This window comes from Psychrobacter sp. CX10 (genome assembly GCF_057621575.2).
Genome location: NZ_CM177736.1, coordinates 59,696 through 72,031, shown reverse-complemented (window position 1 = coordinate 72,031; position 12,336 = coordinate 59,696). Strand labels below are relative to the sequence as shown.

The 12,336-nt window shown below is 37.6% G+C and carries 10 protein-coding genes and 1 pseudogene; 2 read left to right on the top strand and 9 right to left on the bottom strand.

The features are described from left to right. Positions 1-96: 96 nt before the first annotated feature. Positions 97-537 (top strand): hypothetical protein, encoded by a 441-nt coding sequence (locus AC21OH_RS00320; protein ID WP_487369630.1) that lies wholly within the window; start codon positions 97-99, stop codon positions 535-537. A gap of 236 nt (positions 538-773) precedes the next feature. Here AC21OH_RS00320 and mscL read toward each other — a convergent pair whose 3' ends face one another. The 3 genes from mscL to AC21OH_RS00305 all read right to left on the bottom strand — a co-directional run bounded on the left by mscL (position 774) and on the right by AC21OH_RS00305 (position 4,560). Next, positions 774-1,202 (bottom strand): large conductance mechanosensitive channel protein MscL, encoded by a 429-nt coding sequence (gene mscL / locus AC21OH_RS00315; protein WP_486534746.1) that lies wholly within the window; start codon positions 1,200-1,202, stop codon positions 774-776. 145 nt (positions 1,203-1,347) lie between these two features. Continuing rightward, positions 1,348-3,195, bottom strand: coding sequence for a translational GTPase TypA (typA, locus tag AC21OH_RS00310; protein WP_486534747.1), 1,848 nt, complete (start codon positions 3,193-3,195; stop codon positions 1,348-1,350). 216 nt (positions 3,196-3,411) lie between these two features. After that, complete coding sequence (locus AC21OH_RS00305) at positions 3,412-4,560, bottom strand: OmpA family protein (RefSeq protein ID WP_487369629.1); 1,149 nt, start codon at positions 4,558-4,560, stop codon at positions 3,412-3,414. Positions 4,561-5,167: 607 nt separating this feature from the next. Here AC21OH_RS00305 and AC21OH_RS00300 point away from each other — a divergent pair. Next, on the top strand, positions 5,168-5,761 hold the full coding sequence (locus AC21OH_RS00300) for a prepilin-type cleavage/methylation domain-containing protein (RefSeq protein WP_487369628.1): 594 nt from the start codon (positions 5,168-5,170) through the stop codon (positions 5,759-5,761). Positions 5,762-5,845: 84 nt separating this feature from the next. Here AC21OH_RS00300 and recO read toward each other — a convergent pair whose 3' ends face one another. The 6 genes and pseudogenes from recO to lepA all read right to left on the bottom strand — a co-directional run bounded on the left by recO (position 5,846) and on the right by lepA (position 12,048). Continuing rightward, positions 5,846-6,706 (bottom strand): DNA repair protein RecO, encoded by an 861-nt coding sequence (gene recO / locus AC21OH_RS00295; protein ID WP_487369627.1) that lies wholly within the window; start codon positions 6,704-6,706, stop codon positions 5,846-5,848. A gap of 63 nt (positions 6,707-6,769) precedes the next feature. Beyond that, a complete protein-coding gene (gene era / locus AC21OH_RS00290; RefSeq protein WP_487369626.1) occupies positions 6,770-7,771 on the bottom strand; it encodes a GTPase Era in 1,002 nt (333 codons plus the stop codon). Between the two features lie 289 nt (positions 7,772-8,060). Then, the gene (rnc, locus tag AC21OH_RS00285) at positions 8,061-8,816 is read right to left on the bottom strand and encodes a ribonuclease III (protein ID WP_487369625.1); all 756 of its coding nucleotides are present in this window, start codon (positions 8,814-8,816) and stop codon (positions 8,061-8,063) included. 252 nt (positions 8,817-9,068) lie between these two features. Further along, the gene (gene lepB, locus AC21OH_RS00280) at positions 9,069-10,004 is read right to left on the bottom strand and encodes a signal peptidase I (RefSeq protein ID WP_487369767.1); all 936 of its coding nucleotides are present in this window, start codon (positions 10,002-10,004) and stop codon (positions 9,069-9,071) included. A gap of 69 nt (positions 10,005-10,073) precedes the next feature. Beyond that, positions 10,074-10,193: pseudogene (locus tag AC21OH_RS00275) on the bottom strand (signal peptidase I); the annotation flags it as partial. A gap of 52 nt (positions 10,194-10,245) precedes the next feature. After that, on the bottom strand, positions 10,246-12,048 hold the full coding sequence (gene lepA / locus AC21OH_RS00270) for a translation elongation factor 4 (RefSeq protein WP_487369624.1): 1,803 nt from the start codon (positions 12,046-12,048) through the stop codon (positions 10,246-10,248). Positions 12,049-12,336 lie beyond the last annotated feature (288 nt).

Sequence of the window (12,336 nt, the reverse complement as noted above, 5' to 3'; positions counted from 1 at the left end):
CAACTTGCTTTAATAAACTTTTATACAAATTTCAAAGCCTAGAGTTTGTTGACGAATCCAAGAATTATTAACTTGAGTTTCTCTTAAGGATATAACATGTCATTTAAATCCAGCACCATTAAATTTAAAAACAGTAAATTTAGTACCATTGCCGCACTTGGATTAGCATTAACGATAGCGACGCCAAGTCTTGCTGCCATAGAGATTGATGAACAGGACTTCGGCCCCTCCTATGAAACTATGGTTGTAGATACGGTGGTTAGTAAACCCCTACAACTGGTCAATGCCATCGTTGGGACGGCCGCTTATGTCGTAAGCCTTCCTTTCTCTATTGCGGGCGGTAACAGTGATATGGCAGCGCAGAAAATGGTCGCAGAGCCTTGGGAGGCCATGAATCGATGTTTAGGATGTACCGTCGCTGAAGATAATTATTATAAATCACAGGTAGAAACTGACAATCAGATTAGAATTATTGTAGATCAGCCTTCAGAGATTTTAATTAATACCAATGATAATGTGATCGTACTACCTGAATAGTTTATATAAGCTATGTGTATCGCTCAATAGAACTAACTAATAAAAATATAAGGGGTGAACATGTCAATAATGTTCACCCCTTTAGTTTGACTATAAATTTGAGTTTCAACGCTTCCAAATATCATTTATAGCATTAGATTTCGTTAAGTATATTACGAAGCGCAAATATCTAAATAATTATATACAAACTATTTATTTATCTATCTATTTATCTATCTATCTATTTATCTATTTATCTATTTATTCAACTTGCTACTAATCTCACGTAACAATAAAGCCTCTTCTGATGGTTCAGGCGCATCTTCTTGTGCTTCTTCTTTACGGCGAAGTGAGTTCATTCCTTTGATCATCATAAAAATAATAAATGCTAAGATTAAGAAGTTTATAAGTACAGTAATAAAGTTACCGTAAGCTAAAACAGGTACACCTGCTTCTTTTAAAGCTTCATATGACATCATTACGCCTTCTGGCTTGTCTCCTAAAATAACAAACATATTTTCGAAGTTTAATTCTCCGCCAAATATAAACGCCACTATTGGCATGATGATATCTTCGACCAATGAAGTCGTAATGGTAGCAAATGCGCCACCAATGATAACACCTACCGCAAGATCCATGACGTTACCTTTCAAGGCAAATTCTTTAAATTCTGACATCATACTCATAAACTGTTCTCCAAATAAAATTTATAAAAATAAGGGTTAACATAAGTGTGCTATGTTAACCCTTGAGATATAAGCGTTACTGTATTTAATTTGTAAGCTAAATTAATATTAAATATATCAACAACTTAATAATACTCACTATCCATTACTTCTCTTTCTTACGGCCGTGGCGCTTACGCTCACTTTCTGTCAAATAACGCTTGCGAAGACGGATAGACTTAGGTGTCACTTCAACCAATTCATCATCTTCGATAAACTCAAGCGCTTGCTCTAATGTCAGCTTAATCGCCGGAACTAATGTTAAGGCTTCATCAGTACCACTCGCCCGTACGTTAGTCAGCTGCTTAGCTGTAGTTGGATTAACCACCATGTCATCGCTACGTGAATTAATACCAACAATCATACCTTCATAAACTTCAAGCTGAGGCTCAGCGAAGAGCTTACCACGCTTCTGTAAGTTAAATAATGCGTAACCTAAACAAACGCCATTAGCCATAGAAATTAATACACCATTTGTACGACCACCAACTTCACCAGCTTTCTGCGGACCATAGTGTGAGAAGCTTGAGGTTAAAATACCAGAGCCCGAGGTCAAAGTTAGAAACTCAGAACGAAATCCAATTAAGCCTCGTGCTGGCATCGTCGCTTCAATACGAATACGACCCTTACCGTCAAGCTGCATGTCTGACATTTCACCTTTACGCAACCCAACTTGTTCCATAATAGCGCCTTGATGCTCTTCTTCAACATCAAATATAACATTTTCATAAGGCTCTTGAAGTTTGCCATCTACCTCTTTTACGATAACCTCAGGACGAGATACAGCCAATTCATAACCTTCACGGCGCATGTTCTCGATTAGTACTGACAAATGAAGCTCACCACGACCTGAAACTTTAAATTTCTCTGCTGAATCAGTATCTTCTACGCGTAATGCAACGTTATGAATAAGTTCACGATCTAGACGTTCACGAATATTACGTGAGGTGACAAATTTCCCTTCGCGACCAGCAAAAGGCGAATTGTTAACCTGGAACGTCATTGAAACCGTAGGTTCATCGACTGTTAGAGGCGGTAACGCTTCGACATGATCAGGATCACATATGGTGTCTGAAATATTAAGTTGATCAATACCTGTGATACATACAATATCACCCGCTTGAGCGTTATCAACTTCAATACGTTCAAGACCATGATAGCCCATAATCTTTAGAATACGGCCATTACGTGTTTTACCATCTTTATCAATAACCGTTACTGGTGTGTTTGTTTTTACACGACCACGTTCAATACGTCCTATACCGATAACCCCAACAAAGTTGTTGTAGTCAAGGCTAGAGATTTGCATACGAAACGGTGCATCAGCATCTACTTGTGGTGGTTCAACAACATCTACTATGGTTTCAAATAGTGGCGTCATGTCATCTGCAAGATTGTCCGCGTCTAAACCTGCGACCCCATTTAAGGCCGAAGCATAGACAATATGGAAGTCTAACTGATCATCACTAGCACCTAAATTATCAAACAAATCAAAGATTTGATCCATAACCCAGTCAGGGCGAGCACCAGGGCGATCAATCTTATTAATAACAACAATAGGTTTTAAACCCTGTTCAAAAGCTTTCTGGGTAACAAATCTCGTTTGTGGCATAGGGCCATCTATAGCATCAACTACAAGTAAAACGCAGTCTACCATCGACATGACACGTTCAACTTCACCACCGAAGTCGGCGTGACCTGGAGTATCTACAATATTAATTCGGTATTCTGTATCTCTATCAGGATGTTGCCATTTGATGGCTGTGTTCTTTGCAAGAATCGTAATGCCTCGTTCTTGCTCAATTGCGCCTGAATCCATTGCGCGTTCTGCAATATTTGCACGATCATCGAACGTACCTGATTGATGTAATAGTTTATCAACAAGAGTGGTTTTACCGTGATCAACGTGAGCTATAATAGCGATATTGCGTAAATTTTCTATTTCATTTGACATAATTTTAAAGACTCAATATTTTGCGGGTAATAAATAACTACTTTTTAAGGGGTGCAGTATAACACTAATATATGACAGTTAATAATTAGTTTTAAATATGTGTTGACATGAGTTGCTAACTATTAAATCTAGAGCATTAAAAAAAGCCACCAAGTTGGTGACTTTTTTTGAAACTAAACAAATCATTATTAAATAATTAGGAAATTACTAATAATTTTAGTTTATAGTTTTATCAACAGTCATTGTTTTGTTACCAGTGATAACAGCATATACACGGCGGTTCATAGCACGACCTTCTTCAGTATCGTTAGGCGCGATTGGGCGCTCATAACCATAACCAATTGTGCTTAAGCGGTTTGGTGCAACACCAAACTGATTAGTTAAAGCACCTTTAACAGCAATAGCGCGTGCTTCAGATAAGCGTTGGTTATAACTAGCTGATGGACCAGTTTTTGAAGCATGACCTTCAATTCTAGCTGAAGAGTTAGGATATTCACGCATCTTCTCAGCAACTTTAGCAATCTCAGGCATATACTGCTGTTTGATTACAGATTTGTCGTTATCGAAGAATACACGTAGTTCCATTTTCAGTTCATCAATCAATTGTTCTTGAACTGGGCAACCTACGCTATCAACCACAACGTTAGGTGGTGTATTAGGGCACTGATCTTTAGAATCAAACACCCCATCACCGTCAGAGTCTTTATCAGGTTCAATAACGAATACAGGTTGTGTAGGTTCAACAAGTGGTACAGGTGCTGCAACAGCTGGTGCTAAGTGACCACCAAGAACGACTTCAAGACCTGCTAAAGCCATACCTTCCCACCAATCATGGTCGAAGTTATGGATTGCACGCGCTTCACCACGTAAGCTTAAAGCATCATTGACACGATACATAGCTCCTAAACCTAGGTTACCAATAGTATCTTTAGTAGAGGCAGTTGCACCTGAATCTTTTGTAAGTTCAATTTTAGACTGACCAGCACCAATCAAACCGTATGGACGAAATGGGCTGTCGTTATAACCGTAAAACTGATCAAAACCTACTAAGAAGTTACCAGAGATCATTTCATGCTCTGATTTACCAATTTTTACATCGCCATCGTTAGTAGTAGCGTCAGAATCAGAAACACCATATTCAACTTGGAATTGAGTAGAAGGTGTTAATTCAATACCAAGAGCAGCACCTGTATACAGATCGCTTTCTTCAGAGAAGCCAAGCTTTTTTTCCATTTCTTCTACAGTATCACCGTTATCGGTATAATGATAACCTAGTAATAATGGACTAACGGTTACACCAGCTGAAGCGATCATTGGTGCAGTAGCTGCAGCAATTATAGCTAAGGTCATTTTATTAAGTTTCATAAACTTCCTCCAAAGGACAATTATTGTATGAATAAACTTTATATACCACTAATTTGCAGCATCACACCCAATTTAGCATAGGTTTAGATACTATTTAAACATTCATATGATAGCTTATATACAATTAAAATAGTTTACAACAAGTTTTTGTGAACAAACTACCTAATCATGTACAAATATAATCACTGCTATACTCAAAAGCTTAATAAAAAGTTAATATAAAGTTAAATAAGAAATATTTAAAGTTTCATTATAAACACACTAAAGTTAATAAAAGTGTCTATAACTCTCTGCGGACTATTTTATTACAAGGCCTGCAAATGTTCTATCATTTACATTAAGTTTTCACCAAATGTAACAAAATTTGACATTAAAATATAAATCAATTTAAGTCTATCGTTCTAATAAATATAGTTTACAGAATATATGTGCCATTATATATTCATTAAATATGATAGATAAGTAGATATGCGCACTTAAATAGATTAGTATACCTAATTTTTAAATTTATATAAGCTAATAATATAGTCCGGAATATTAAATCACCATTTAATGGCTATGTATCGACCGACAATATTAAGACGCTATATATGAACGAGGTATATTTTTGAAGAGCATTAAAGGTATAGCAATTAAGCGTAAAAGTATATCAAAAAACACACCATTAATTAAAACAATAAAGGGCATTACCCTTTTTGAATTAATATTTACAATCTCTATCATAGCTATATTACTAACTATTGCCATACCCAATTTATATTCGACCCTGCATAGCTGGGAATCAAAAAAGATTAGAAGTTACATTATTCAATCATACAGAATTGCAAAATCAGAAAGTCTTATTCAGAGTCAAAATATTATATTATGTCCAGCAACCATAGATAACGTATGCGATAAAAACGCTAATCATGCTATTTTAATATTTAGTGACAACGATGGTAATAATAAATTTGATAAACGCCTTAATAAAATTATATCAAAGCAGCTGCTAAATTTAGATTATGGCAGCATCTATCTTAGAGCGGGTAGAAGAAATTATATTAAATTTTATGGTGATTCTGGTTCACCACGTGGGCATTTTGGACACATTAAGTATTGCCCTACCTCTGGCAAAACAACAGATATGTATCAAATCTCTATAAATCAGCAGGGTTTATTTCGCTACAAACCTTATGCCTTTAAAAAAACTGACTGTCCTTAATCGTACTTGACGTACAAACCATACATAGTTAATCAAAGTACATTATCACTAAACAATGACCACCGCTTAAGTTCCTACAATCAACTATTGATAACGGTTAAACTGCTGCCAAAGTACCCGGCTATGCAGAGGCTGATAATCAAACAAAGCATCTATAAGCTGACGATGTAAAATAGACCAGCTACTTAGTGTTTGCAAGCTAACGCCTTCACGCATATTTATTATTTCTTTCCCTGATATTGGCTTGATAGCTAGCGTTTTTATGTCTGAATTACCTAAATTGCCCGCTTTAACGTTATTTACATCAATGTCATTTACATCAAGTACCTGCCAACCACTATCTGGGGTGTATCGGTACCAATTAGTGGGATGGATAGTGTCCTGCTGATTGTCTTGATCAAGATCAATTGCATAACCTAGCTCGTGAAAAAGCACGGTTTCGTAATTACGTAAAATAAGCTTCAACTCAGTCATGGATAAGGATTGATGCAATTGAGCAATGGTGTGTTGGTACTGTTCATATACACTAGGAACACTATCTTCTACAGGAAGCAGCTTGATGGTGATTTCGTTCAGATATAAAGCTGCATATTGCTGCTGGCCTACTAAACTAATCGTAGTCTGATGAGCGTGCGGTTTATTTACTGACTCATGCTCAGCTGATTGATAGCTCGTAGAATGCTTAGCAAGTGAAGATTGGACGTTTGTATGAGATGCTGTTTGAGCACTTGCTTTAAGCGCCGCTTGATCAATAGTAATCTGCTGAAAGGTTTTTAAGGACTTTTTACCTGTTGCAAATAAGGTAAGTGGAACAAATTGCGGGATACCTTTTTGAGCGATGCCATGTAATATCCCGTATTCCTTGGTTAATAAATAATAAATGGTTCGTTTTTCTTGAAAAGGCCGTTGATGTAAACTATAAGCATGTATTGGCTCATTACGCATCAGCGACCCCTCTGTGTTTTCGGTCAATAGTTGTTAAATCAGTATTTATTAATAGACAATCACTTAATACCCTAAGCTATTCAATGCACGGGCATCATCTGACCACCCTTGTTTTACTTTAACCCAAAGATTTAGCATAATTTTACGTTCAAATAAAGCTTCCATGTCCTCACGTGCGGCAATCCCGACCTGCTTTATTCTTGAGCCTTTATCTCCAATAACAATCGCTTTTTGACCATTGCGCTCAACAAAGATAGTGGCATCTATAAATGTCATTGCCTTTCGTTTACGTCCTGTTTTTGGATCAACATGCGCATGCTCGTCTTTAAACTCATCTATTTGAACGGTTAAATCGTATGGGACTTCTTCCCCTGCTTGACGCATAATTTTTTCGCGTATGATCTCACTGGCTAAGAAACGCTCACTTCGATCTGTAATTTGTTCGGTGTCATAAATAGGATCACCTTGAGGAAGATGTGACCTAATCACCGATTGCAGACGCTCCAAGTTTTGGTTTTTAAGCGCTGAAACTGGCACGATATCAGCAAAATCAAAGCTTTCATGATAAGTTTCTATAAGGGGTAGAATAGACCCTTTGTCCTTGATAGTATCAGCTTTATTAATAACCAATACGACGGGGGTCTTAGTTTCTCCAATTTTATCGAGGGTTAGTAAATCATCTTCACGCCACTGCTCACCATCGACGACAAACAGCACTAAATCAACATCGATTAATGAAGATATAGCCGCTTTATTCATGCGTTCATTGATAAGGCGTACCTCATTGCGATGAATACCTGGGGTGTCGACAAATACAGCTTGCATGTCAGTGGTAGATAAAATGCCATGTATACGGTGGCGTGTCGTTTGTGGTTTACGCGAAGTAATAGAAAGCTTTTGACCCAGTAGATGGTTCATCAATGTGGATTTGCCTACATTTGGCCGCCCTACTATTGCTACATAACCTGCGCGGTAATCCTCTACTAAAGGTGTACTATCAAAAAAACTATCAATAGTTGATTCTGTATCTTGTTTTAGATCCTGATCATTTGAAGTGTTATTCATAAACCATTTAATCCGATATTTAATATTGATATTCATATGAATATAGACGCTGAAAAGAACAAAATTCGTGTCGTGAGTTCACTTAAACTTTATTCTACAATTAAAGTAGTACAAGACAATCGGAGAAGTAAAAGTGACTGTTATTCAGTGTCTGTTAATAATAGATAAGTTATAAGTAATAATAAACGAGTTATAAGTGTAAAATTTAAGAAATGAGATTATATAGAAAATACGATATATGCGTCTTAATATAATTGTTGTAATCTACCCTTCTAAATCTAATAAGGTATTAAGGCTTGATTTTAACAATTCGCTCGCTAACCAACTTATTTAATTGGTTAATCATCTTCTCCGCCGTTTTCTGCTCAGCAATACGTCTACTTTCGCCAGACTCAATGATAGGCGTACTGTGCGGCACTTCTACCTCGCAGCGCACCACGAATATTTGATTAGGCGCATTACCCTGCGTTTCTAACAACGCATAGTTAGGTAGCTCAAATTTATAACCTTGTAGCCATTCTTGTAAACGGCTCTTAGCATCTTTAAGAACACGTTGATCATTCACATTATCAATTAATTCAGAGAACCACTCTAAAACACATTCCTTTACCGTATCTATGCTTTGGCTGTCTAAATAAATTGCCCCAATCAAAGATTCAACAGCATCGGCTAAAATAGAAGCACGTTCACGTCCACCTCCCTTACGTTCACCCACGCCCAGTATTAAATGCGAGGATAAATATAGCTTTTGAGCCACAATAACGAGTGATTCTTGACGTACTAAAGTCGCCCGCATACGGGTTAAACGACCTTCATTTTGATTAGGATATTGATAATATAAAGCTTCACCTATTATCATTCCTAGTAAAGCATCTCCTAAGAACTCTAAACGCTCGTAATTTATTTTGCCATCATATGATCGATGCGTTAAGGCAAGTTTCGCTAAACTGGTATCTTTAAATTTATACCCAAGATTATTTTCGAGCACTAAAAGACCTTGCTCAAATTTAGTATATCTCTGTTGGGGTGGTAACTTATTAGGCATTACATTTTACTTCATTGAAATATTTTCACGTCTCAAAATATTGAATGAGACACCATTTATATATTTAGCAGTTATTCTATTAAATAATCATTCTTTGAATAAGACGTCTAAAAATAAGACGTTAAAAATCAAATTAGGCCGTGTCCTCACAGGTTGACTGCAAAGCGTTTATAGCAAAAGATTATAACTATTTTATTATATATGTATCAAAAACTACTCTTATATCACTACATATTTAGACAAGCAACGAGTTTAATCAATGGATCGGTTGTAGCTAAATGTCGGTAAATTCAAACCTGGTTTTTTATGCATCCATACGTAGACTGCCTTGCCCGCCAAATGACTGTCTGGAACAAACCCCCAAAAACGGCTATCTTCACTACGATCTGAATTGTCACCCATAACAAAATAGCTATCTTTAGGAACGTATACCTCCCAGTTGCTAGCGTGCGAGATAGGTTGATCCAAAAATTCTGAATAGGCAGCGTGTTGTAGATTTGGAGCTAAGTAGCGACGTAGATAATCATGTTCACCTAGCGTTTCACGATAATAACTGGCCGCTGATTCTTCTTTGAAAGCATTTTGTACTGCCTGTTCGGGCGATAAATCCCATTCACGACTTGGATCACTTCCTTTTACTGGTGTATAGAGTCGTTCAACCAATGCTTTATCTGCAGAAAAGTCCACCTGCTCAGTAGGTATAGCCTCACCATTGACGTATAGCTGACCATTATTAAAACTAACGGTGTCACCAGGCAAGCCGATCACTCGTTTGATATAGTATATTTTAGGATTTTCAGGAAAACGGAATACAGCCACATCCCCATGTTCAGGACTGCCGTTATCCATTACCTTATTGTAAGTTAATGGCAATCGGATACCATATGCGTACTTATTGACCGCAACAAAATCTCCTGTATACAATGCAGGAACCATTGAAGAAGATGGAATATTAAAAGGTTCAATAATAAATGACCTAACCACTAATACCACTGCCAGTACTGGAAAGTAATCGTGCGCCCAGCGAATTAGAAAATGCTCATTTGAGGATTGAGTTGAAGGTTCCGTTGTGGCAATACGGTAGTGACGATTGGCCTCTCGATACTCACGTTCTGTCTGCTTAACTTCAATAGGTGCAGTGCTCAGAGCTGTAGGGTCTAGAAGCTCATCTGGATTGATATGCTTCATATCATATTTGGATAGCGCCGAAATATACGCGTCTTTTTTTGCAGCTAAATTCTCATGTGCTGCTTGCACCTCTTTAGAAGATGACGCCGTTTGACGCTTATGCTGCTTGAACCATACTTTATCCAATAACCAAATAAGCCCTAAGAATAAGGTTATGGGAACTAATATTACGTTAAAATCAAAATCCATATAGCTGCCTTCAGCGCTTGATGATTGGTATCAACACGTTATTATTGTGTGTTTACTGATTATCGACTTGTAAAACCGCTAAGAAAGCCTCTTGAGGTATTTCAACATTGCCCACTTGCTTCATGCGTTTTTTGCCTTCTTTTTGCTTAGAAAGTAGTTTTTTCTTACGTGAGACATCACCACCATAGCATTTGGCAAGAACATCTTTACGCATGGCTTTGACTGTACTTCTAGCAATAATCTGACTGCCAATTGCAGCTTGAATAGCCACATCAAACATCTGACGCGGGATCAATTCTTTCATCTTTTCAACCAATTGGTTGCCACGATAGCGTGCTTGTTCTTGATGGCAAATCATTGCCAAGGCATCTACTTTATCACCATTAATTAAGACATCAACTTTAACCAATTTGTCTGCTTCATAACGATCAAATTCATAATCTAGAGAGGCAAACCCGCGTGAGACTGACTTTAGACGATCAAAAAAGTCCATGACGACTTCACCCAGTGGTATATCAAAAACGAGTTGAACTTGTTTGCCCATAAAACGCATATCAACTTGAACACCGCGGCGCTCCATACATAACGTAATTACATTACCCAGATAGTCTTGAGGTACAAGTATTTGGCAACGTGCTATTGGCTCACGAAACTCATCGATAAAGCCAGGGTCAGGAAGTTTTGATGGGTTATCGACTAATAAAGTCTCCCCATCTTTGCGCTTAATCTCGTAAATAACAGAGGGCGCAGTCGTAATTAAATCTAAATTATATTCGCGCTCTAAACGCTCTTGAATAATTTCCATATGCAGCATACCTAAAAAACCACAACGAAAACCAAACCCAAGTGCGTCAGAAGTATCTGGCTCAAAAAATAGCGCAGAGTCGTTAATTTGAAGCTTTTGTAATGCTTCACGAAACTTCTCAAAATCATTTGAATCAACAGGGAACAATCCTGCATAAACCTGCGGGGTTATCTGCTTAAATCCAGGGATTAGATCGACATCAGGTGTTTTTTCATGCGTAATTGTGTCACCAACTGGTGCACCGTGAATGTCTTTGATACCTGCAATCACGAAACCCACTTCCCCAGCTTCAAGTTTACCTGTTTCAACGGGCTTAGGACTAAACACCCCTATTGAAGAAACCAGATGCGAGTCCATAGTTGATTTAATCAGTATTTTCTCACCCTTATTAAGCGTGCCTTGACGGACACGTACCAAAGAGACAACACCTAAATAATTATCAAACCAAGAGTCAATTATCAGTGCTTGTAATGGCGCTTCACGATCGCCAGTTGGTGCAGGTATATTTTCAACCAACGCTTCTAATAGCTCATCTACACCCAAACCAGATTTTGCTGAGACACGCGGCGCCTCAATCGCTTCAATACCGATGATGTCTTCAATCTCTTGAATAACCCGCTCAGGCTCTACTTGCGGCAAGTCAATTTTATTAAGTACGGGCAATACTTCAAGCCCTAGATCGACAGCGGTATAACAGTTTGCAACCGACTGAGCTTCGACACCTTGCGCCGCATCAACAACCAATAGTGCGCCTTCACAAGCTGCAAGAGATCGTGACACTTCATAGGAGAAATCAACGTGCCCTGGCGTGTCAATAAAGTTCAGCTGATAACGCTCGCCATTTGGATGATCATAATATAAAGTCACAGATTGCGCTTTAATAGTTATTCCACGTTCACGCTCAATATCCATTGAATCTAGAACTTGCGCCTGCATCTCTCTATCTTGAAGAGCACCACAAGTCTGGATAAAGCGATCAGCCAAAGTTGATTTGCCATGATCAATATGGGCAATGATTGAAAAGTTTCTAATGTTTGATAATGCGGTCACGTCTTGCAGCTACCTAGGTTATTAAATAAATTAAAAGAAAATCTGATATTGTATTTATCTGAAATCTTACCTATATAAAATAGTACTTATCTGAAATAGTACTTATCTGAAATATTACTTATCTAAAATAGTACTTATAGCTATTCTAACAGCTTTCAGCTGTCTTGTAAGCGGTATAAATTTAATGAAATTGAGTTGATTGAATTGGGGCTGTTAAACATCGAATAGGATAATACTAGCAAAAAAAAACCGACTACTTGGCGTGATAAGCAAAGTAATCGGTTTTAG